The 23,356-nt window shown below is 63.1% G+C and carries 19 protein-coding genes; 4 read left to right on the plus strand and 15 right to left on the minus strand.

Annotation, left to right across the window (positions count from 1 at the left end; genetic code table 11):
• Position 1: 1 nt before the first annotated feature.
• From HAP48_RS46075 to HAP48_RS46130, 12 genes are all read right to left on the minus strand, one after another.
• Positions 2-2,104, minus strand: coding sequence for an adenylate/guanylate cyclase domain-containing protein (locus tag HAP48_RS46075; RefSeq protein WP_166206914.1), 2,103 nt, complete (start codon positions 2,102-2,104; stop codon positions 2-4).
• Between the two features lie 21 nt (positions 2,105-2,125).
• Positions 2,126-3,154 (minus strand): SphA family protein, encoded by a 1,029-nt coding sequence (locus tag HAP48_RS46080; protein WP_166206917.1) that lies wholly within the window; start codon positions 3,152-3,154, stop codon positions 2,126-2,128.
• Between the two features lie 49 nt (positions 3,155-3,203).
• The gene (locus HAP48_RS46085) at positions 3,204-4,223 is read right to left on the minus strand and encodes a DUF1254 domain-containing protein (RefSeq protein WP_166206920.1); all 1,020 of its coding nucleotides are present in this window, start codon (positions 4,221-4,223) and stop codon (positions 3,204-3,206) included.
• 29 nt (positions 4,224-4,252) lie between these two features.
• Positions 4,253-5,680: a DUF1254 domain-containing protein gene (locus tag HAP48_RS46090; protein ID WP_166206923.1), complete on the minus strand. Its 1,428-nt coding sequence runs from the start codon at positions 5,678-5,680 to the stop codon at positions 4,253-4,255.
• Positions 5,681-5,693: 13 nt separating this feature from the next.
• Positions 5,694-5,981 carry a hypothetical protein gene (locus HAP48_RS50560; RefSeq protein ID WP_166206926.1) on the minus strand — a complete coding sequence of 96 codons (288 nt, stop codon included), beginning with the start codon at positions 5,979-5,981 and terminating at the stop codon, positions 5,694-5,696.
• 9 nt (positions 5,982-5,990) lie between these two features.
• On the minus strand, positions 5,991-7,313 hold the full coding sequence (locus tag HAP48_RS46100) for a DUF1214 domain-containing protein (protein ID WP_166206929.1): 1,323 nt from the start codon (positions 7,311-7,313) through the stop codon (positions 5,991-5,993).
• Positions 7,314-7,323: 10 nt separating this feature from the next.
• A complete protein-coding gene (locus tag HAP48_RS46105; protein WP_166206932.1) occupies positions 7,324-8,340 on the minus strand; it encodes an HAD family hydrolase in 1,017 nt (338 codons plus the stop codon).
• A 51-nt stretch (positions 8,341-8,391) separates the two neighbouring features.
• On the minus strand, positions 8,392-10,104 hold the full coding sequence (locus tag HAP48_RS46110; protein ID WP_166206935.1) for an arylsulfatase: 1,713 nt from the start codon (positions 10,102-10,104) through the stop codon (positions 8,392-8,394).
• A gap of 86 nt (positions 10,105-10,190) precedes the next feature.
• Positions 10,191-11,993, minus strand: coding sequence for an arylsulfatase (locus HAP48_RS46115; RefSeq protein ID WP_166206939.1), 1,803 nt, complete (start codon positions 11,991-11,993; stop codon positions 10,191-10,193).
• Between the two features lie 27 nt (positions 11,994-12,020).
• Positions 12,021-13,022, minus strand: a complete 1,002-nt coding sequence (locus HAP48_RS46120; RefSeq protein WP_166206942.1) for a formylglycine-generating enzyme family protein — start codon at positions 13,020-13,022, stop codon at positions 12,021-12,023.
• 1,107 nt (positions 13,023-14,129) lie between these two features.
• Entirely contained in the window at positions 14,130-14,663 is a 534-nt protein-coding gene (locus HAP48_RS46125; protein ID WP_166206945.1) for a chromate transporter, read from the minus strand.
• Positions 14,660-15,280: a chromate transporter gene (locus HAP48_RS46130; protein ID WP_224496854.1), complete on the minus strand. Its 621-nt coding sequence runs from the start codon at positions 15,278-15,280 to the stop codon at positions 14,660-14,662. Before HAP48_RS46130 ends, HAP48_RS46125 begins: the two co-directional genes overlap by 4 nt.
• Before the next feature lie 778 nt (positions 15,281-16,058).
• Between HAP48_RS46130 and HAP48_RS46135 the strand changes: the two genes are divergently transcribed.
• From HAP48_RS46135 to HAP48_RS46150, 4 genes are all read left to right on the plus strand, one after another.
• Complete coding sequence (locus HAP48_RS46135) at positions 16,059-16,448, plus strand: cupin domain-containing protein (protein WP_166206948.1); 390 nt, start codon at positions 16,059-16,061, stop codon at positions 16,446-16,448.
• Positions 16,449-16,567: 119 nt separating this feature from the next.
• Entirely contained in the window at positions 16,568-17,146 is a 579-nt protein-coding gene (locus HAP48_RS46140) for a hypothetical protein (RefSeq protein WP_224496855.1), read from the plus strand.
• A 210-nt stretch (positions 17,147-17,356) separates the two neighbouring features.
• Positions 17,357-17,974: a 30S ribosomal protein S4 gene (rpsD, locus tag HAP48_RS46145; RefSeq protein WP_029081651.1), complete on the plus strand. Its 618-nt coding sequence runs from the start codon at positions 17,357-17,359 to the stop codon at positions 17,972-17,974.
• A gap of 92 nt (positions 17,975-18,066) precedes the next feature.
• Entirely contained in the window at positions 18,067-19,134 is a 1,068-nt protein-coding gene (locus HAP48_RS46150; protein ID WP_166206951.1) for a threonine aldolase family protein, read from the plus strand.
• A gap of 44 nt (positions 19,135-19,178) precedes the next feature.
• On the opposite strand, the gene HAP48_RS46155 is transcribed toward HAP48_RS46150, so the two are convergent.
• The 3 genes from HAP48_RS46155 to HAP48_RS46165 all read right to left on the minus strand — a co-directional run bounded on the left by HAP48_RS46155 (position 19,179) and on the right by HAP48_RS46165 (position 23,356).
• Positions 19,179-20,693 (minus strand): serine hydrolase, encoded by a 1,515-nt coding sequence (locus HAP48_RS46155; protein ID WP_166206954.1) that lies wholly within the window; start codon positions 20,691-20,693, stop codon positions 19,179-19,181.
• A gap of 22 nt (positions 20,694-20,715) precedes the next feature.
• Positions 20,716-21,978, minus strand: coding sequence for a serine hydrolase domain-containing protein (locus HAP48_RS46160; RefSeq protein ID WP_166215784.1), 1,263 nt, complete (start codon positions 21,976-21,978; stop codon positions 20,716-20,718).
• 97 nt (positions 21,979-22,075) lie between these two features.
• Positions 22,076-23,356, minus strand: coding sequence for a serine hydrolase domain-containing protein (locus HAP48_RS46165; protein ID WP_166206957.1), 1,281 nt, complete (start codon positions 23,354-23,356; stop codon positions 22,076-22,078).

A 23,356-nucleotide genomic window follows, 5' to 3' on the forward strand; every position in this document is an offset into this window, starting at 1 on the left:
CTCAGTGCACCGGATGATCGAGCAGCGGTTGCGGGAAGACCTCACGCAGCCGTTCGGCGTGGTATTGCGCGACGCCATCCCCGGGATATTCGGCCAGGAAGTCGGCAATGTGCAGCAGCGCCGTGGCGGGCTCGGCGCCGCGGATCGCAGCGTAGACGGCCTCCCAGCACGCGCAGAACGTCAGCTCGGATTCGCCGCGCGCGCCGCGGAGCTCGTAGACCGTGATTGCCTCGGCAAAGCCCTTCGGCCGGATCTGGTCGACGCTGCGGAACGCGAATTTGTGTTCGGCGCGCGCCCGCACCGCGGCGCTGACCAGCACCTGCGTGCCGTAATTCTTGTTGAGGCCCTCGAGCCGCGAGGCGAGATTGATGGTGGCGCCGAGCGCGGTGTAGTTCATGCGGTCGGCGGAGCCGACATTGCCGACCACAGCGTCGCCGAGATGCAGACCGAACCGTGTGGTGTAGGCCGGCCAACCCTCGCTGCGGAACGCCTTGTTCAGCTCAGCGTTGCGCTGAAGGCAGTCCAGCACGGCCTCGCAGGCGTGAATGGCGTGATCGGGATCCTGGTCGGGCGCATTCCATAGTGCCATCACAGCGTCGCCGATGAATTTGTCGATGGTGCCATGGTGTTTCATGATCGCCTCCGACATCGCGGCGAAATAGCGCGAGGTGAAGATCATGACCTGCGACGGATCGGCTTTCTCCGTCTTCGCGGTGAAGTCGGCGACGTCGGTGAAGAGCACCGTGACCTCGCGCCTGACGCCGCCGAGCTTCAGCGATGCGCCGGACGCCATCAGCTGGCGCACGATCGGCTGCGGAATGAAGCTGGAGAAGTTTCGCACGACGGTGCGCATCGTGAACACCGAACGGCCGAGCTCGTCGAGCTCGCCGATCGCCGATCGCATCCGCGGCCGGTCGGCGAGCTGAAAGCGCTGGATCTCGTCGGTCTGCCGCGCCAGCTCGCGCAGCGAGCGGGCGAGCAGCGAGCCGAGCCAGAATGCGAACGGCAGCATCGCGGCCACGAAGCCGAGCGCGATGGCAAACAGCGCGCGCCGCTCCGAGATGATCTGGGCAAAGAATTCGTCGAGCGGGGCGACCACCGCAAGGCGGATGTTGGCCGTCCCGGCGGTCTCGATGCGGTGAAAGGCCGCCACCAAAGTTCGCCCGTCCGCATCGGCGAAGAACTGCTGCGCGCGTCCGTCGCTGCGCCAGGACTGGATCGCCGCGGACAGGCCGGGAAGCTTCAGGGCCTCGATCCGCGGCAACGCGTCGCGGCGCTCGGCCATCAGATCGCGCATCTCGGGATGGCCGACGATGCGGTCGGCGTCGTTGAACAGAAAGGCCAGCCCGGATTTGCCGAGCTTTTGCCGGCTCAGCATCTCCTCCAGCCGGTTGAGCAGGAGGTCGGCGGCCACCACCCCGCGGCGGCCCTCCTTGAGCGGGATGCGCAACGTATAACCGGGCTCGCCGGTCGCATAGAACACATAGGGGCCAGTGAGCAGCGTCTTGCGGTCCTTGAAGGCCTCGACATACCAGGGCCGCTGCCGCGGATCATAGCTGTCCGGCCCCGCCACCTCGCCGACCTGGATCAGGTTCTCCGACAGGAACAGTGTCACCGGCGCAGCCACAGCCGCTCCGGTGCGCGCAATCACCACGACGCGGTAGACCGCGTCGGCATCGACATTGAGCGCCGCGCGGAATTGCGGCTTGGCGCGGTCGATGACGTCCATCTCCAGGAACGAGCCGTCTTCGTAGCCGACATAGAGATTGAAGATCTGCGGATTGTTGCGCAGCATCGAGGCCAGCAGGGCGTAGAGCCGGCTGTTGTCGGCGATGTCGGCCTCCTGGATCGCCGGCAGCCCGGCCAGGATGTCGAGATTGTCGCGCACGTTCTTGAACTGCGCGTCGATGCGGTCGGCGCCGAGCTGTCCCACCTTGTCGATGAAGGTGCTCGCGGCCATCTGCGTGATCGACGAAACCCGCCTGAAGCTGAGATAGACCAGCGTCAGACCGACCACCAGCACGGCGGCGATGAACACCGCGATGATCGAGGTACGGAAGCCGATCCGAACCGGCCTCCGGCTGGTCGCACGCACGTCACTCATCGGGCTTGTTGTCCGCCTCCCCTAATACTTCCGAACGATCGGCTTCGCCGGCGCCGTCTCGGGCGGCGCTGGCGAGATCGCGAAGGTGACCCATGTGCTCCAGCCGCTCGGCCGGTTCTCCGTCGCGAGATCCTTGTAGCCCTTGAGGTTCAAGTAGCCTTGGTAGCCTTCGGACAGGTTCGGAAACAGGAATCCAACTTGCGGGCCGATGCCGACCGTCATGCCTCTGAAGCCTCCGAGGACCGCGCCTGGACCACTGTCGTCGGTCAGTTGCTGGAAGTAGTAGCCGACAACGCCGATCTGGAACGTCTTGGTGAGGAATTTCGAGGCCGCCCAATCGATATGGAAGTCGATGCCGTTCTGGTACTGCAGATCCCGGTTAGGGGCGCTGTAGGTCAGGCCGGCGACGACGGAGAACTCGTTGCCGGCCTTGGGGTCGAAATAGGTGTAGCCGGCGCCGGCATCGATGGCGGCGAAGCCGAGACTGAGGTTGGCAAGGCGATTCGCATCGTAGGTGCCGCTCGGGATGTTGCCGGTGACGTAGACCATCTCGTTGTGGACGCCCTGGTTCCATTTGAGCGTCCCCTGATAGAACACGTCGGCGAAGGTGGTGCGGTTGTCGGTCCGGACGCCCGAGACGGTGTTGCCGAGCGGGCCCGTCAGCGTGGCGCCGACGCCGACGCCAACGTTGCCCGGCGCGCCGAGGATCGTGAGCGCCGCCTGGCCACCGAGCACCGGCAACGCCGAGGTGTAGGTGATGCCCTGGACCAGGGCGTCGGCATGATCGGTGAGGCCGACGGCCACCGCGCCACGGCCGCCGCCGGGAAGCACGAAGTTGGCCCCTCGGCCGCCGCTCGACTGCAGATGCAGGTAGATCGTGGCATAGGACCATCCCGGCACCGCTGGCGCGGCGGCAAGACTTCCGAACGCGCCGGGAAGCCAGAAGCTCAATCCACCGGCATCGGCCAACGCTGTGCGCGGCATCGTCGCCAGCGCCAGTGTGCCAACAATGCCGAGTATGGCGCACCTGTGATGTTTGACCATCGTCATCCCGACATCCCCACTTCGTTCACAACAGCGTAGCGGATTCGCGTGCGCCTTAGTTCACCGCCTGCGCCTCCGGGAATTTCCACTTCCCATTCAGGATCTCCGGGCGCGGCCGATAGAGCCGGACCGTGTAGTTCCATCCCTTCATGATCGGCAGGCAGTTCGGCAGCTTGCCGTCGCAGCCGCCGAACTGGATCGCGATCGAACCGTCGGCGGATTTCTTCGCCGTGATGTTGTTCAGCGTATACGCATCGTAGGGATTCTTCTCGAAGTATCCCTTCGCGTTGTAGACGCTGATCGACCAGAACGCGTCGACGGGAACGTCCCTGACGGCCAACTTGTAGACCGTGGTGCCGTCGTTCCTGGTGGGCGTGATGCTGAGATAGGACGCGTCCTTGTCGGGATTCCCGCCCCAGCCGGCAGCGGTGGCGATCAAGTGCCTGACAGGGTCGACCTGCCCCTTGGGCCCGAACGCATGGGCGAATCCGCCGGTATAGTCATTCAACGCCAGAAGCGCGTCGCGAATGTTCTTCTGGCTGGCCTGGTCCCAGTTCGGAAGATCGAGTTTGCCCGTACCTTTCTGGTCAACCTTGATGGCATCCTGCAAGGCATGCACTTGCGCGAGGTCCTTCGGATCGTTCGGATCGACCAGCGTACGAATCCCAGCCACCACGTAGCGCGTGCCGACATTCTCTCGCGTCAATTTGCGTTTTCCGGCGCCGTAATACACCGCGGGCACGTAGTGATCTTCGTTGATCACCTGCAGCGACATGAAGCGTTTGCCGGGATCCGGCATCGTGACCGTCACCGGACCTGCGTCGAGGTCGAACACGCCGGATGTATAGAGCGTGTCGCGATTGAGCCGGATGACGGACTGCTTGTCGATGCTGGCCGGTTCGCGGCGATGACTGAGCTTGCCGAGGCCGGCGTCCTTGACGAGGTTGTTCATGTAGAGATCGGACTCGGCGCGGGCGAAATTATCAACTGTCACCGGGACCGGCGCTTGTGCGAATGCAGACGAAACCGCAAGGCAGGAACCGGCAACCATCGTAAGCAAGAACTTGACCTTCATGGTAATGCTCCGCAGCTGATTGTGGCGCGTCATCGCGTTGACCCGCCAACCGTGGCGGCGAGGCGCTCGACGTCGGGCAATGTCCAGCCGTGATCGAACAGCGCCTTCGTTGGCGCATAGGCACGGAACATCAGCTCGAACTTGCGCGCCGGATCGGTCGGCACCCAGTTGGCCTCCTTGCCCGCCGGCGCGGCCGGGGCGAAATAGACATCGACCGAACCGTCGGCGTTCTTCTGCATGTCGGCGATCTGGGACGAGCGGCTGGCGCGTGACATATTCTTGATCAGCGCGTGGGTCTGCCTATCGTACGCCGTGACGGACCAGTACTGCTCGACCGGCGCATTGGGCGGCACCGTCAGGCGGTAGGTCCCGCCTCCTTCGAACGGTCGGCCATCCTTATCCCTAATCGAGATCAGGTAGAACTGGCCGGCCCCAAGGCGCTTGATCCCTATGTAGGCATAGCTGTAGGCCATACCGCGGTTATCGATCGGATACACGTCTGGATCGGCGTAAGCTTCCTGAGCCGCCTTGACGAGGTCGGCCGGAGCCGGGAGTGTCCAGCGGCTCGTCTCGGAGAAGAACGGCGGAAGTCCGGCGTCGTATTTCGCCTCGAGCAGAGCACCAGCCTCGCGCGCGGCCGACGTCAGCAAGGCCTTGATGGCGTCGCTTGGACTGAACGGCTTGCCCTTTTCGATGCCGACCGTCTTGAGCGGATCGATCATCGCCCGGTCAGGTTGCAGCCACGGCTCGTTCTGCACGATCCGATCGAGATGCTCGAAGAAGCTCGAATCATAGCGGATCGTCGAGTCGTAGCCGATGTCCTTGACGTCGGTGAACACGGTCGGCGGAGGGTTGTCCGCCTGCGCCAACGGATAGATCTTCAGCTGCTTGCCGTATGCGATCGACCTGACGACGTCGTCGGCGCCATGGCTCCGAAGGTTCGAGCGCAGCAACATGTAACCACCGAACGTGTCGGATTGCAGCGCGATGTAGCCGTCGGGCGCCTTCCCCGTGTATCCCGGCGGCAGGATCAGATATTTTCCACCTTTGCCCTTGTCCGCGCCAAGCAGCCCGGCGTCTTCCAGCGGCATTTGCCAGACGGTGACGATATTGCCGTTGAACGAGCCATTGGCATCACCCGATGGCAGGTCGAGCACGACCGGACCATCCTTGGTGTTGAAGAACACCATGAAATAGAGGGCATCGGGATTGGGCGTGAGTGTTTGATTGTGCCAATCCAGCGGACGCCCCCAATAGATGGCTTGTCCGACCTTCCCGGCAGTCTTGCTTAGCATCTCCTGAAGCATGAGATCGTAGTTCACTGCAGGCATCGCCCAGATCACAGCTTCAACTGCGCGGCGATGAACGTTGCGTGCAGCGATATCGTCGGGCGTTTGGGCTTGCGCGGCCACGATCGAGAGCACGAGCGCAACTCCTGCCGTGAGCAAACGTCTCATGATGATCTCCCGCTCAAAACGGATTCACGTAGTTGACGATCGCGACTTGGCGCAGGATCACGCGGCGCACGACGTGGGTCGGCTTCAAATGGTCGGTGTAGATTGCGGCCGTGCCGGCCGATCCGGCCGGCAAGCGATTGGCGAACGCGGCATCGTCGAGCTTGACGCGCACGACGAAGGGAACGGCCTCGATTGCTTTCGCGATATGCCCGGGCAGCCAGCCGGCGATGCAGAACACGCCGATCGCGCTCGCGACCAGGATAAGCAGCACGATCCAGGCGAAGATGTCGTAGCCGCTCATGGTTCGATCCTATCGCGTCTTCACCAGAGGCGGCGGGAAGTAAGTGCCGTTCGCCACACCGCCGATCGGCCCGTAGAAGCGGAATGTCAGGCGATAACCCGAGCCCTTCGGCGTCGGCAGCCAGTTGCCATCGGGTGCGTTGGCAGGCTTCTCGGCGGCGAAATACAGCGTGAGCGAGCCGTCGCTGGCGTATTCCGGCTTGGTCTCGCGGTTCAGCAGGTAGCGCCCTCTCGGATTCGGCAGCACGCGGTAATGCACGGGATCGACTGCGATCACCGACCAGAAGTATTTCGCAAGGGACTGCGGCAACTCGCCCTTCGGAAAGGTCATGGTATAGCTGCTGTCGCCGGAGAGCGTTGCGCCGGTGCCGTCCGTGCCGGCGCGGTAATAGAGGACTTCAGGCATCACATTGGCCCAGATGCCGCCAAAGGTGACCAGCGTACGAGCGATGAAGTCGATGTTGTAATTGCCGACCACCGCGGGGCGCGCCCAGCCGTTGTAGATCACGCCGTGCCCGATGGTGTTGCCGAACTTTGCATATTCAGGATAGGTCTGCTCGCGCACGACCTTCGCGACTCTCTCGCGCTCGGCCTGGTCCTTGATCGCCTTGCCGATCGCCCGCGCATCCGCGGCCTGTTTCTCCAGCCCCGGATTGAGGTCGGGTTCGCTGTCGAGCGCGATATCGGCATAGTCGAAGAGTTCGACACCGGGCAGCCGCTCGAGGTCGAAGATCGGCGTCTTCGGAATGTCGGGCAGTTTCGGTGAACCGGTGGCCCGGAACGCAAAGGCCTGCTGGAGGCGGACCGCATCGTCCCAATTGTCTCCCAGTTCGACCCGCAGCAGCACGCGCGCATATTTGACCGGCAGATCAACACGTCGGACATCGGCAGGAAGTGTCACATTGGCGCCCCGCAGACAGTACGCGAACTCGCCATCCGGCTTGTTTGGGAAGAGCCGCTCATTGATGTTGGCGAGCGTCTCGTCCCATCCGTTCAGGAATTGCACCGTATAGTAGCGATCGACGATCTTCGGCACGGTGACGATCGTGCAACTCGTCTCGTCCACCGCGACCCAGGCTTCCGAATAGGCGACGTCGAGATTCGGATTGGGCCAGTCCACCGCGCCGGGCTTGCGGTGCCGCAGTTCGTTCCATTTGAAGCCTTCCTGAAAATCGAGCTGTTGCTGCCGCAACACGAGGATGCGCGTGAACAGGTAAATCCAGGAATCGCTGATCTCCTGATCCGATGGCGTTCCGGCGCGGTTCGGCGCCTGAGCGACGGCGACGCCGGCCAGGCAGGACATTGCAAGCGCGACAACCAGTGCTGTCTTCATCTGAACATCCTCAAGGGCTGTCCGGAAACATGGTCTTCCAGTCCTGCTTCATGTCGACCACGGTCCAGCCACCGGCCGCGGCCGCATCGAGCGTCTTGTCGAGCTTGCCGATCTTCGATTGCCGGTCGTAGGCGTATTCGCGCTCGGCATCGGTGTGGTGCACGATGCCGGCGAAACGCGCGCCCTGCCCCGCCGCGGTCCATTGCAGCATTTGCAGGTCGCCGTCCGAATTGCCGAACGCAAAGATCGGACGGCGGCCGATGAAGCGGTTGATACCGACCGGCTTGCCCGGGCCGTCATCGATGAACTCGACCTTGGCTTCCTTCATCAGCACGGGCTTGCCGTCAGCACCGATCTGGAATTTCACCACGCCCGACGAGCCGACCACCTGCTCCGGCGGAATGCCGTAGACCCGCTCCGTCCACGGCCGCATGAACTCGATGCCGCCGCCTGAGACGATAAAGGTCTTGAAGCCGTTGGCCCTGAGGTAGGCGAGCAGCTCCAGCATCGGCTGGTAGACCAGGCTGTCATAGGGACGTTTGAAGCGCGGATGCCTTGCGGTCGCGAGCCAGTCGCGGACAGACTGCGCGAACACATTCGTGGTCATGCCGGCATGCGTGACCGCCAGGATCTGCATCACCCCCTTCTCTCCAGTGGCGGCAAGCGCCTTGGTATCCTTCTCCAGAAGGGCCTTGAAGGGTTGCCGCGTCTTCCAGTCCGGATGCTCCGGCGCCATTGCCTTGACGCGGTCGAACGCGAAGGCGAGCTGGAAATAGATTGGCTGCTCGGTCCACAGCGTGCCGTCATTGTCGACGGTGGCGATGCGCTCGGCCGGCGGCACGAAATCCGCTCCGCCTTGCGTCGTCACGCGCGCGACGAAACCGGTGATCGACTTCTTCGCCGCGCCGTCGTTCCAGGACGGCAGCGGGTCGGATTGGGCGCGCGCGCCGACAACGCTGCACAACACGACAACCGCGACGAGCGCCGCAAGGCAGGCTCGTCGCTTCAGTCTTGTGCATTTGTCCATCACCGCAATCCGCAACGGATTTCCCCTACCACCTCTCGTTGAGCTTCATGCCTATTGGGTCACCTCGAAGCTCTTCTGCATCTTCTCGACCAACTGGTCGATGCTGAAGCTCGATGGCCGCTGGCTCGGAGGATAATCCTTGAAAGTCGCGAGAAAGTCTCCGACGACCGCCGAGGACGCCAGGAATGCGCCGGCAGCGTCCGACATGAACCAGTCGTAGTAAGTGTTAGAGGTGACGTCCGCACGTTCGTACGGATCGGAACGCAGATTGAAAAATTTCGGCACCCGCAGCTTCGTGAAGGGCTCCGCCCAGATCCGCATGGTGCCGTTGACGCGCTGCTCTTCGAACACCGCTTTCCAGTTCTCATAACGCATCGCCACGACATCGCCGTCGTCGTTGAAGTAGATGAATTCCTTGCGGGCGCCGCGATCCTGCTGGCCGGTGAGATATGGAAGCTGGTTGTAACCGTCGAGGTGAACCTTGAATGTCTTGCCACCGACGTTATAGCCGTTGAGCAGCTTCTGCTTGATCTCAGTGTCGCCGGCCGCGGCCATGAGTGTGGGGAACCAGTCGAGTCCGCTGACCATTTCGTTCGAGACCGAACCCGGCTGGATTCGTCCCGGCCAGCGGATCATGCAGGGCACGCGGAACGCGCCTTCCCAGTTGGTGTTCTTCTCGCTGCGGAACGGCGTCGTGCCCGCGTCCGGCCAGGAGTTCTGATGCGGGCCGTTGTCGGTCGTGTAGAGAACGATCGTATCATTGGCGACGCCGAGATCGTCCAGGGCCTTGAGGATCGTGCCGATCGTCGCATCGTGCTCGATCATCCCGTCGGCATATTCAGTCCGTGAAGTCAGGCCCGGCTTGTCGCGATGCTCCGCCCGCACATGGGTACGGAAGTGCATGCGGGTGGAGTTGAACCAGCAGAAGAACGGCGTGTTCGCCTGAACCTGACGCCGCATGAAATCGACCGCCGCGGCCGACGTCTCATCGTCGATGGTTTCCATGCGCTTCTTGGAGAGCGGCCCGGTGTCCTCGATGGTCTGCTTGCCAACCCTGCCCCAGCGTGGCTGCTCGGTCGGGTCGTCGCGCTCGGATGCCTTGCACCGCAGTACGCCGCGTGGTCCGAACTTGTCGAAGAAGCCGGGGTCTTTCGGGTAGAACCAGTTCTCGGGGTCTTCTTCGGCGTTAAGGTGATAGAGGTTGCCGTAGAACTCATCGAAGCCGTGCACTGTCGGCAAATATTCGTTGCGGTCCCCAAGGTGGTTCTTGCCGAACTGGCCGGTGGCGTAGCCCAGCGGCTTGAGCACTTGGGCGATCGTGACGTCCCTGGCCTGCAGGCCAACCGTCGCACCGGGGACGCCAACCTTCGACAGGCCGGTTCGCAACGTGCATTGGCCGGTGATGAAGGATGATCGCCCTGCCGTGCAGCTTTGCTCGGCATAATAGTCGGTAAACATCATGCCTTCTTTGGCAACGCGATCGATATTCGGCGTGCGATAGCCCATCAGGCCGAATGAATAGGCGCTCAGGTTGGTCTGGCCGATATCATCGCCGAAGATGATGAGAATATTCGGCTTGCGCCCCGAGGCCGCCGCAGCGGCCGGACTTGCAGCCGGCGCCGGGGCAGCCTTCTGCGCCTGTGCCAGCGCGTCCGATGTCAACGCCGCTGCTGCGACCAGCGAGGATGTACCGAGTAGCAAATTTCGGCGATTGATCGCCTGTTCCGCTTCGGTCTGGCTCCTGTTCCTGGTTTCATTGCTCATTCGACACTCCTTACTTTTCAGAAGGCCGTTGCGACGGTCGAGAGACGGCAGGCCGGCTCACCGAAGGATGAGCCGGGTGCACAGAGTTAGCGATTTTGCAGTTGCTGCTGGATGATCCGGTTCAGTCCGGCGCGGACCTTGTCGATATCCATTCCTTCGGTTAGCGCCTTCTTCTGCTTGATCCCGTCCATCATGCCTTCCAGGATGTTGGCGGGATTGAAGCTCGGCGGGAAGGCGCGCGGCGGAAACTCCTTGAACGTCGCGACGAACTGGAACACCTCATCCATCATGCCGTAGGCGCTGCCGACATGATTCAGATTCCAGTCCCAAAAGGTGTTGGAGGTGATGTCGGCGCGCTCGAAGGGGTCCTGCATCAGGTTGAATATCTTCTGCAGGCGGAGCGTGGTGAAGGGTTCGGCCCACAGCCCCATCGTCCCTTCCTTGCGCTGCTCGGAGAAGACGTATTTGTAGTCGCCCTGCCGGAAGCACACCAACAGGCCGTCATCGTCCGAGTAAAAAAACTTGTCGCGCGCGCTCTTGGTGCCGTTGTTGTTTGCGGCGGTCCCGCTGACGTTCCGGAGGAACGCCGACTGGTCGTAGCCGTCGAGATGGACCTTGTAGTTGATGCCGTTCGCGGTGTAGCCGGATTTAAGCTTGTTGACGATGTCGGGTTCGCCGGCAATCGCGCACAGCGTTGGGATCCAGTCGTTGTGGCTCATGAGTTCGTTGCTGACCGTACCGGGCTTGATCACACCGGGCCAGCGGACAAGGCAAGGCACGCGGAAAGCGCCCTCCCAATTGGTGTTCTTCTCGGAACGGAACCAGGTCATCGCACCGTCGGGCCAGGTGTTCATGTGGGGCCCGTTGTCGCTCGAATAGACCACAATGGTGTCGTTCGCGATTCCCAGATCGTCCAGCGCCTTGAGCAGTGAGCCGACGGTGTCGTCGTGCTCCATCATGCCGTCGATGTACTCGCTGTCGCCGTGGGTGTAGCGGCCCCGATGGTCGGCGCGCACGTGCGTGCGCAGATGCATGCGCGTCGCATTGAACCAGCAGAAGAACGGCTTGCCGGCCGCCTGCTGCCGCTTGATGAAATCGATCGCCGCCGCGGACGTTTCGTCATCGACCGTCTCCATGCGCTTCTTGGTCAGGGCGCCGGTATCCTCGATGGTCTGCTTTCCGATCTTGCCGAACCGCGGATCGACCGTGGGATCGTCACGATCCGTCGCCTTGCAGCGCAGCACGCCGCGCGGGCCGAACTTGGCGCGGTAGGCCGGATCCTTGGGATAGTCGGGCAGCTCCGGCTCTTCCTCGGCATTGAGATGGTAGAGGTTGCCGAAGAACTCGTCGAAGCCGTTCACGGTCGGCAGCGATTCGTTGCGGTCGCCGACGTGATTCTTGCCGAACTGACCGGTGGTATAGCCGAGATTCTTGAGCAGACCGCCGACCGACGGATCGAGCTGGCTCATCCCCATTGGCGCACCGGGAAAGCCGACCTTGGTCAGGCCGGAACGAATACCATGCTGGCCGGTGAGAAACGCTGCGCGGCCGGCCGTGCAAGACTGCTCGCCGTAATAATGCTGCATCTTGAGGCCTTCGCGCGCAATGCGGTCGATGCTTGGCGTCTCGTATCCCATCAAGCCATTCGAATAGGCGCTGATGTTCGCGATGCCGATGTCGTCACCCCAGATCACCAGGATATTCGGCTTGCGGCCCGAGGTCGCCGCAGGCGACGGACTTGCAGCCGACGCAGGCGCTGCCTTCTGCGCCTGCGCGAACGCATCGGACGTCAATGTCGCCGCGGCCACCAGGGTGGATGTGCCCAGCAAGAGATTGCGACGGTCGATAGCCTTGTCGGCCTGTTTCTTGTTCTCGGCGTCGTTACTCATAAGAAACTCCTTACATTGCAAAGGCCTTCACTTCGTCGGGTGAGAAACGGCTGGCGACGACCGCACCACGCAGCGGAATCCGACATGGCTGGTCGACGTATCGACCGGCTCGGCATGGCGCGCGGCCGGGCGATAGCGGCGGCAATAATTCGGCGCACAGAGATGCGAGCCGCCTTTCAGCACCTTGCGCGGAATCCTGATCGCCGGCTGACAGGTGTCGTAGCTCGCCTCCTCGCGGCCGCCGCGCGGATTCTGCGGGATGCAGCAGGGTTTTGCGGCGCCGGCCTCATGGCGGGCCGACCACCAGTCGGCGGTCCACTCCCAGACATTGCCGATCATGTCGTGGACGCCGTAGCCGTTCGGCGGGAACGCGGTGACGGGCGAGGTTCGGTCAAAACCGTCCTCGCAGAGATTCTGCAGCGGGAAATTGCCCTGCCAGGTGTTGGCCATGTGCTTGCCGCCGGGCGTCAGGGCATTGCCCCAGGCATATTCCTCATCCTCGAGCCCGCCGCGCGCCGCGAACTCCCACTCCGCTTCGGTCGCAAGCTCCTTGCCGGCCCATTTGGCGTAGGCGAGCGCATCGGCATAGGCGACGTGGACGACCGGATGGCTGCCGAGCACATTGATGTTGCTGCGCGGGCCATAGGGGCGGCGCCAGTTTGCGCCCCGCAGGAAGGTCCACCATTGGCTCCAGTCGCGCAGGGTGTGGACGCGGCGCGGCGGAGAAAACACCAGCGAGCCGGCGTACAGCATGTGCGGCAGCGCGCCGGGATATTGCGCGGGATCGGGCGGCCGCTCGGCGAACGTGATGTGGCCGGTCTCCCGCACGAAGTCGCGGAATTGGGCGTTGGTCACCGGCGTGCGGTCGATCCAGAAGCCATCGACCGACGCCCGATGCGACGGCGCTTCCTCGGGATAATGCTGGTCCGATCCCATGCGGAACGTGCCGCCGGGAATCCAGACCATGTCGTCGGTCTGCATGCGGTCGTCCGGCTCTGCTTCAGCGGAAGCGATCTCGGCCCGGGACATGGCGATACACCTGTTCGCGCATTACCGCGGGCAACAGTCCCAAAAACCCTGTGTTCTCGACGGGTCGGTGATTTCGTTGAGTGCTACGCGGAAGATCTTGCTGAAGATCGCAGGCTTGAAGATCGCAGGATTGGCTTCTCGGTGATCGAACGTCGTGCTCGATTGCATTGTCGCGCCCTTCCATTTTTTGATGCTGCACTTTTTCGGCAGCGTTGATTGCGTCAGGCCTTCTTCCCTTTCTCTCCTCGTCGCCATCTACGCGAACGCTCGCGTGCGCAACCGCTCTCGCGGCGCGTGATCCGTCCCGCCGGACGTCGTCACGAGCTGTTTCGCTTTGAGATCAAACGATAGCGCAACGCGTTATGCGTGGCATGTGCACTTTGTGCCAATCTCAACCCCAAGGCGTGCAGCCTTAACGAACGATGTCCCAATTCCATCAATCCGATGCCGCCGCCAGGAAAACTTTCTCGAAAAACAGGCGAAAACTGCACGTTTGCGAGAGCTGCCCTACGGTCTCGCCATGCGTATTCGACCGACCGAGGCACGATGTCGCAGGGCCGGTGTTGCACTGGCCGCAATCACGCGGATTCGTCGCAGACGCCAACTAACGTCGCAGCGATGACGGCCAACGAGCCAGTCTCCCGCCGCTTCGGCGATCTCGGAGCTGGAACAATGTGGCGCTTCGCAAGCAAGCGAAGTCGCTGGGTCGGCATCTGCGCTTCAGTGCCCCCGATCTGCTGAGCAATCCCGTCGTCGCGTCGCCCCAAGCCATGGGCCTGAGGGGCTTTTTTTCGCGCGCGCTCAGCGGCTCCGCCGATGTCGTCACTGTGCGAACATGGCAAACGCGACGATGACAACTGGGCTTAAGCCCAGGATCACAGCGCAGAATCGAAAGAATATGTCATCCAACATGACACAACCCCACGTAGACGAGAAATCTACGCCGGGAAAACTCGGCAGTTCCAGTGCAGTTTGTGCCAGTTGCTACCCACCGAAATATAATACCCGCGGGCAGCGCAGTACGAGCCGGCGTAGCCCGAAATCGCGATCACTGAGTTGTCCGACGTGGCAGGCTCCAGCGGCTGCCGAAGGACTGGCAGTGAATTTCTACAAAAGCGCCACCAAGCCAACCGACGAGGCGGTCAACGACACCAGCGCAGCGCCGAGGATCATCCATAGCGTGTCGAGCTTCGTCGTGAACAACAGTATGAAGCACACAATGGCGATTGCCCACGTGACTGGACCCGTCAAGCCGTCGTGACCGAGCGGAATGGCGGCGGCAAGCAACAGGCCTGCGCTGGCGATGACGATGGTCTGCAGGATCGACTTGACGCGAGGATGTCCCATCTTGCGGCCGACGAAGTGCACAAGCGGAATGATCAAGAGCGCCGGCGTGATCATGGCAAGCCAACCCGCGATGGCACCCGGCAAACCGGCGGCGAAATAGCCAGCACTGACAACCCAAAGCCCGACCGGCCCCGGGGAGCTTCGCGTGATCACGACCGCCTCGTTCAGCTGCTCGTTGGTCAGCACGTGGTACTGATTGACCAAGCTCTCCTGAATGACCGGCAGCGAGGCCAACCCGGCGAATGCGGTGGCGGTGCCCTTCAACAGCAGGAGATAGAGCAGCACGATGTTCATGACCTCGCCTCCGGCAGGAAGATGCCAACGATGGCCGCGAGCAACAGCACCTCAATTGGCGACAGGCCGATCAGGACATTCAGGATGAAGGCCGCTGCGCCGACCAGCGCGACGCGAAGACGGTTGCCCGCCGTGAAGTACGGGTGCGCGATTGTCCACACCGTTTTGACGGTAATGGCGACGGCAGCGGCGATAGCGCCCTTGATGGCTGCCTGCGCGTAGGGATTTTCCTGCCACTTGGAGAACAGCACCGTTATGACGATGACGATAAGTGTGCAGGGTATTGAGGCCGCGAGGAGCACGACGACAGCACCTGGCCACCGGCGCAACATCCAGCCAATGCCAACGCAGAAGGCAAGAACGTTGGTGCCCGGCGTCAATCGGCCAAGAGCGAACGATAACGCAAACTGCTCCTCAGTCACCCAGCGGCGCTTGGCAACGATTTCACCATGGATGACGGCCGTGGTGGCGCTCCCGCCGCCAAGCGTGAAGTTGGCGTAGCGGATAAAAACGCTGGCGATGTCGGCAAGTCGGATCATGGCAGCCACGACGGTTAAGGCGCTGCGCGCGCCGGTACCTGAACGGTGCCCGTCATCCGTCGTGGCGGTGTGCTTCACGATCCGCTTACGGCGGGCCGTGGGGCAGAGGCGATGTAACTGGATGAGCGCAGGACTGTCCAGCGAAATGCCGATGCGTGGCGCTTTTGGTTCAAAGCCGTCACCCGCGCGACGGACTGTGTGAAGCCTTTCGGCACACCGCAGCCAGGCGTGACGGAGAGCGATCCCGTCAGCGTCGCTGCACGCCGACGGTAGCCCGACGGGCAACTCAGCAAAACGCGTCAAGCCTTCACCGCAAAAATATTTCTGTTTATCGGCACACCCAACTCAGTGTATAGATTTGCCCGTCTCACCCGATCGAGGGGCGCTTGCGCATCGTCACGGGTGTTGCGGTGAGATGCGGTGGACGCTGAGGTCACGACCGACGAAACGTGATCGATGCGGACGGCGAAATCGTGTGGTCCTGACGCCCTAGCGGCAGGTGTCTCGTCGCAATATGCGAAAGCGTTTTGCGAGGGCGGTGACAAGCAAGCCCAGTCTCGCCGGGGAGAGCACGTATAAGCCGTAAAGCCATCGCGCAGGGAAAGCCGGAATGTCCCGGTTACACCTGTGGTCCTATCTCCCGTGCTTTTTGTTGCACGGGACCCATGGGTGCGATCGGCACCCGGCTTTCCCTGCGCCCTCTGATAATCGAGGGCGGACAAATGATGCAGAAACTCGGGTGCTTGGCGCCGCGAGATGAACGGACTTATCCGAACGTCGCAAGCGCACATCACACTTCGCAGGCTTTCCGCGGCGAGTCCGCGCTGCTAGGCTTAGGCGCCTTGGGAGGAAATGCATGTTCAGGAAATTGCTGATTGGTCTCACCGTGATTGCCTTTGCCGGTGCCGGCGCTGCTGTTGCGCAGCAGAGCGGCATCAAGCGCACGCCGCTGCAAAAGGTCGATTTCCCGGCGGGCTACAACACGGTGACCGCGATCGCCGAGGTTCCGGCCGGGGGTGCGTCGGGGCGTCACAGCCATCCCGGTGCTGAAACCGGCTATGTGCTCGAAGGCGAGCTCGAACTTGTGATCGATGGCCAGCCGCCGTTGAAAGTGAAGGCGGGCGATTCCTACCAGATCCCGGAAGGTGCGGTGCACGACGCCAAGGCCTCCGGCGACAAGCCGCTCAAGGTGCTCGGAGTCTACGTGGTCAAGGCCGGCGAGCCCCTGGCAAAACCGGCGCCATGAGCAGAACCAATTGGCTTTCCGCCAGTTGGTTCATCTGAGCTTCAGGTACGGCGCGAGCGACAATTTGCGCTCGCTGGAGATTGATATTTTGCCGGTTTGCAGGGACTTGAACTGAACGGATGCGCGGTCGATTTCGTCGAATTTCATTGCCGCGCCGCCTCGTCGCCGATCTGATGTACGCGTCGGCCGGCATGCCGTTTGTTTCCCTGACACGCTCCCTGAACGTCCGCGCCGTGGTCGAGGCCCGCGCTGGCACGGCGCAGGCGCCCGGCTGGACGGCCATCTTCGTCAAGGCATTCGCGCTGGTCGCCAAGACCGAGCCGACCCTGCGCACGCTGCACATCAAATGGCCCTGGCCGTGCCTCTACGAGCTGCCGCGCAGCGTCGGCATGGTGGCGATTGCGCGCGTTGAGAAGGGTGAGGACTGCGTGCTGTTCGAGCGCGTCTGCGCCGCCGACGAGATGGCGCTGACCGATGTCGACGCGCGCTGGGACCATCTGGTCTGCGACGCGGCCCTGATCGCCCGGACCTTGGCCCGGCTCGAGCAGGTATTGAGCGGCGTGATTGCCCCCGAATTGGGCGCGATCCGGCCGGAAAGCCGCGCCCGGCCGGTCCGCGCGGCGGCAACCAGGCTTCGAGGGGCGAAAACAGCCGATTTTGGCGTCGATTCGGCCCAAATCGCCCCGCGTTTTGTTTGACAGACCCGGACTTTCTCCTTAAGACCACCCTTGCTCGCGGGCCGGTTTCGGCCCGCGATGCGTTTCGCGACCCGTGGTTCTCCCCGAGCTTTCGAGGCGGACCTGTCGGTACAGGCCTTTTGGCCGGTACACAGGAGGGCGCGTCTCCTCAAACCTGAAACTGACAAAACGCCGGGCGCCAGGGTGCGACGGCTATACAAAGAGGACGCGATGACAAAGCGCAGTGAGGCGAAGTACAAGATCGATCGCCGCATGGGCCAGAATATCTGGGGCCGCCCGAAGAGCCCCGTGAACCGCCGCGAATACGGCCCCGGCCAGCACGGCCAGCGCCGCAAGGGCAAGCTCTCCGACTTCGGCGTGCAGCTCCGCGCCAAGCAGAAGCTCAAGGGCTACTACGCCAACATTTCCGAGCGCCAGTTCCACGGCATCTATGTCGAAGCCAGCCGCCTCAAGGGCGACACCGGCGAGAACCTGATCGGCCTGCTGGAGCGCCGTCTCGACACCGTGGTCTACCGCGCCAAGTTCGTCGCCACGATGTTCGCCGCGCGCCAGTTCATCAACCACGGCCACGTCAAGGTGAACGGCCGCAAGGTCAACATCGGCAGCTACAAGCTGAAGGTCGGCGACAGCATCGAGGTCAAGGAAGCGTCCAAGCAGCTCACCCCGGTGCTGGAAGCCGCCCAGCTGCCCGAGCGCGACGTGCCCGACTTCCTCGAGGTCGATCACGGCAAGATGACCGCGAAGTTCGCCCGCATCCCGGCGCTCGGCGACGTGCCGTTCCCGGTGCAGATGGAGCCGCATCTGATCGTCGAATTCTATTCGCGCTGATCACAGCACGCATGCGAGATCCGAAAGGCCCCGGTTTTGCCGGGGCCTTTTTGTTTGGCTAAAGTCAGTGCACATCGACCGAGAGAACCATCATGCACTACACCCCTGCCCCGCCCGATCCGAAGGCGCCGCCCGTCCGCATCAACCTGCTGTCGGACACCCAGACCAGGCCGACGCCGGCGATGCGCGAGGCGATGGCGAAGGCTGTGGTCGGCGACGAGCAGGTCGGCGACGATCCGACCACCAATGAGCTCTGCGCCCGCGTCGCCGATCTGCTCGGCAAGGAGGCCGCCGTGTTCATGCCGTCAGGCACGATGTGCAACATCGCGGCGACGCTGGCCTATTGCCGCCCCGGTGACGAGATCCTGGCGCATGCCACCGCACATATCATCGCACGCGAGGGCGGCGCGCATGCGGCGCTCGGCGGCTTCCAGATCACGCAGCTCCCAGGCGACGACGGCCAGTTCACGCCGGACACCTTCCGCGCCGCGCTGCATCCACGCACCCGCTACCAGCCGCCGCAAGTGCTCGTCAGCGTCGAGCAGACCGCCAATATCGGCGGCGGCACGATCTGGAAGAAGGCCGCGCTGGACGAGGTCGTGCGCATCGCCAAGGCCCATGGGCTCGTCACCCATATGGACGGCGCGCGGCTGCTGAACGCCACCGTCGCCTCGGGCATCTCGCCGCGCGACATGACCGCGGGCTGGGATTCCGCCTGGATCGATTTCTCCAAGGGCCTGGGCGCGCCGATCGGCGGCGTGATCGCCGGCACCCGCGCCTTCATCGACGACGTCTGGCGCTGGAAGCAGCGGCTCGGCGGCTCGATGCGGCAGTCCGGCGTCTGCGCCGCCGCCTGCATCCATGCGCTCGATCACCACGTCGACCGCCTCGCCGACGACCATGCAAATGCACGGGCGCTGGCGCGCGGGCTGTCGCAGATCAACGGCATCGCCGTGCAGGCGCCGGAGACCAACCTCGTCTTCTTCAAGCCCGATGGCGCCGGCGTATCCGGCGAGAAGATGGTCGCCGAGCTGCGCAAGCGCGGCGTGACGCTGGCGATGATGGACGGCCGGATCAGGGCCTGCACGCATCTCGATGTGTCAGCCTCGATGATCGAGGAGATGATCGGCCACGTCAGGGATATCGTGCGCGCAGCGTAGCCCCCGTAGCCCGGATCGAGCTCCACAAAATCCGGGCTGCCAAACTACGGCAGCCGTTTTCCGACGTAATCAGTTCCTTCCTGGTGAAAGGTCACTTGCATTGCGGCGTTCTGGCCATCGGTGTCGAATGACAGCACGGCATCGACGACCTTGAAGAAGAACTCGCGATCGCTGGTGGCGAAGATTTCGCGCCGCTCTTGCCCTGTCGCCTCGCTGAACAGGCGATCGCCCTCCCTTGTAACCTGGATCGAAAATTCGGGCGTGAAGCGATAGGTCCCGACCAGACGATCCAGGGCCTGCGGGCTCACCGCGATGAACTTCCCGACCTTGGCCTGGCGATCCGACCAGCGGTACTCGGCCGCGATGCTGCGCAGGATTTCGTCGACCAGGATCCGACCGCCCCAGCCATTGGTCATGACAACAGCGCCATCGCCATTCTCGAAAATGACCATGGTGTCGATGAAGCCCTCGTTCACCCCGTTGTGCCAGAATTGCCGGTTGGGCGCCGAGCCGCGAACCAGCCAGCCCATCCCACGCCGTCCTGTCCCCGGCGGTAGCCCGTCGGCACTGCCCAGAACCGGCGAGAGCATCTCGGCCGTCATCGATTGCGACAGAACGGGATTGCTCCGACCGGCCAGCGAATCCAGCATGGCGAGCAAGAGACGGGCGAGATCGCTCGGCGTCGTCCATAATCCCGCCGCGGCCAGTTCGGGATAGACATGCGCCCCGCCGGGCACCGGCGCGCCGTCCGGCCGGTACGGAGTGGCGGCCATCGACAAACGGTCCGCAGGCAATGGCTGCGCGAAGCTGGAATGCGTCATGGCGAGCGGCTTGAAGACAATGTCATCGAGCAGCGCAGGAAACGGCCGCCCCGTCACGTCGATGAGCAATTGCTGAACGATGGTGTAACCGCCGCCGGAATATTCGGTCTGCTTGCCGGGTTCGTGCTCGACGCGAACGGGCGCAGTGTTCGCAGGCGGCGTGCCGTCGAGGATCTCGACAAGCGAGGGGACCGGCTGGCCGACCTGATAGCCCGGGTAGAAGGACACGTTCGTCCCGGCCGTATGGCTCAGCAACCGCCGAACCGTCACCCGGGATGGGGAATACGGATAGTCCGGGATCTTCCAGCCCTTGAGCGCGACATTGACGTCGGCATCGAGATCGAGCTTGCCGGCCTGAACGAGCGCGAGCGCGGCAATGGCGGTCACCGGCTTGCTGATCGAGGCGGCCTGGAACAGCGTTTCCGGCACCACGGGCGGACCTCCGATGGCGACAGAGCCAAAACCGCGCGCCCATTCGATGGCGCCGCCATGAATCACCGCGATGCTGACACCGGAAACGTGCAGTTCGTTCATGCGATCGGACAGCGTCATCGACGCATCGCCGTCGACGACGATCGCGGTCCTCAGGCCGTTTACGACGTGATCGATCCGCTGCATGACGTCGGCATCACCCCGGCGGAGAGGTTGTTCGGCCAGAACGGGCCGGCACGCGATCACGGCAGCAAGCGTGACGGCCACCAGGATCGGCTTGCGGAAGGTGAATGTCATTGCCTGCATCACCACCTCCGCCTGCCACCCTCTAGCGCCCCATCGCCTGGTAGATCAGCAGCTTGAGCTCCTGCTGGATCCGGCCGCGCTGTGATGGCGTCTGCACCATGAAGATTCCGAACAGATCGTCTGCGGGATCGATGAAGAAGAACGTGCCGCCGACGCCGTCCCAGCGATACTCGCCCAGCGGCCATGACGTGTTCGGCGGCACCGAGGTACGGACCGCGAAGCCGAGGCCGAAGCCGGAGTTCGGACCCGGATAATAGTTCTTGTCGCGCACGACCCCGGTCTCCGGACCGATATGGTCCGACGCCATCAGCGCGATGGTCTCCGGCTTCAGATAGCGCCGGCCGTCATAGCTGCCGCCGTTCAAGAGCATCTGCGAGAAGCGCGCATAGTCGCCGATGGTGCCGACCATGCCACCGCCGCCGGATTCCCAGCGCAGCGGCTTGCGCGGGTCGCGAACCTCGGCCACCGGGCTGATGGTGCGATCCTTCGGCATCGGCTCGGCGATCAGCGGCCATTTCGCCCGATCGGCGACATAGAATGCGGTCTCGTTCATCCCGAGCGGGCCGAGCAGCCGCTCCTTCTCGACCTGAAGCAGGGATTTTCCTGTGATCACCTCGATGATGCGGCCGAGCACGTCGGTGGAATGGCCATAGTCCCATTGCGTGCCGGGCTGTTCGGCAAGCGGCAGCGCCGCGAGCCGCGCCACGAACTCGGCATTGTCGGGATCGTTGTTGAACAGGCCGGCATCGGCGTAGGTCGTGTTCACCACACCGCCACCGTAATAGCCGTAAGGCAGGCCGGCGGTGTGGCGCATCAGGTCCTCGATGGTGACGGGACGCTTGAGCGGCGCCAGCGTCATCGTCGCCTTGCCCTCATCGCCGCGCTGTTCCACGCCGACCTTCATGCCGGCAAAGGCCGGGATGTATTTCGACACGGGATCGCTGAGCGCGAGCTTGCCTTCCTCGACCAGCATCATCGCGATGACGGTGGTGATCGGCTTCGACATTGAATAGAGGCGGAAGATGGTATCCGCGCTCATCGAGAGCTCGGTGGCGACGTCGCGAACCCCGAACTTCTCGTAATACACCGGCTTGCCGTGCTGCTGCAGCAGCAGGATCGCGCCGGGAATCTTGCCGGTTACGATCTCGTTCCTGACATAGTCGGAGACCTTGGCGAGGCCTTCCGGCGAGAAGCTGTGCGCGGCCGGCCCCGCGGAGCCGGCCTTCGCACCCGTTGCGACCAACACGACCGCGAGTGCCGCGACGACCGCGCGGCACCCACGCATGTAAGAGCATGACCGATTGAATCGGATCATGCTCTTGTTCCTTTGTTTTGACGCGTTTTCTTCACGCGAACCGGTATCCATTTCGCTCGAAAACGCTCTAGTTTTCCATGGCTTCATAGACGAGCAGCTTCAGCGTCCGCTGGACGCGCTGGCGCTCGGTCGGCGTCTGCTCCAGGAGGATGAAGAAGAAGTCCTGCTTGCGGTCGATGACGAAATAGCAGCCGCTGGCGCCATCCCATTTCAGTTCGCCGAGATCGCCGGGCGGCGGCGGCTTGGCGTTGCCGGGATCGGTGCGCACCCCGATCCCGAGCCCGAAACCGAACCCGTCGCCGGGGAAGTAGAAAACGTCGCGTCCGACGCCGGAGCCCGGGCCGACCTGGTCGGTCGTCAGTTGCTTGAACGTCTCGGGCTTCAAGATGGTCTTGCCGTCGAAGGCGCCGCCGTTGAGCAGCATCTGCGCGAAGCGCGAATAGTCCGCCATGGTCGAGACCATGCCGCCGCTGGCAGACTCCCATTTCTTGACCTTGGTCGGATCGTTGACCCGGCCGACCCGGAAATCGCTGTCGTTCGGCAGCGGCTCGGCCATCAGCTTCTGCTTCTCGGGATCGGTGACGAAGAAGCGGGTGTCGTTCATGCCGAGCGGATCGAGCAGCTTCTCGCGCTCGATCGTCAGCAGCGGCTTGCCGGTGACCACTTCCATCACGCGGGCCAGAATGTCGGTGGAATGGCCGTATTGCCAGAGCGCGCCGGGCTGGTTGTGCAGCGGCAGCTTGGCAATCCGCTCGGCGAATTCGGCGAGGTCGAAGTCGCCGCCATAGATGTTGGCTTCCTTATAGGCCTTGCGGACCAGGCTATCGCCATAGAAGCCGTAAGTGATGCCGGAGGTGTGCCGCATCAGGTCGAGGATCGTGATCGGCCGCTCCAGCGGAACCAGCTCGAGCGTCTTGGTGCCGTCCTCGGCCTTCTTCTCGACGCCGACCTTCACATTGGCAAAGGACGGGATATATTTCGAGACGGGATCGTCGAGCTTGTACTTGCCCTCTTCCAGGAGTTGCATCGACACCACAGCGGTGATCGCCTTGGTCATCGAAGCCAAACGGAAGATGGTCTTGTCCGTGATCGGTGCCTTGCTGACCACGTCCTGCACGCCGAAGGACTCGTGATAGACGGGCTTGCCGTGCTGCTGGATCAGGACGATGGCGCCGGGAATCTTTCCGGTCGCGACCTCGTTCTTGAAAAACTCGCCGATCTTGGCGAGCTTGTCGGGATTGAAATGCGCACCCGCCGGAATCTCATAGGTGCCCTCGGCGCGGGCCAGCGGCGCCGCAAGCACCACCGCGGCGGCCGCGGCCACCCGCCAAAATCCAAATAAACTCAT

The organism is Bradyrhizobium septentrionale (assembly GCF_011516645.4).
In the GTDB taxonomy this organism is placed as follows: domain Bacteria; phylum Pseudomonadota; class Alphaproteobacteria; order Rhizobiales; family Xanthobacteraceae; genus Bradyrhizobium; species Bradyrhizobium septentrionale.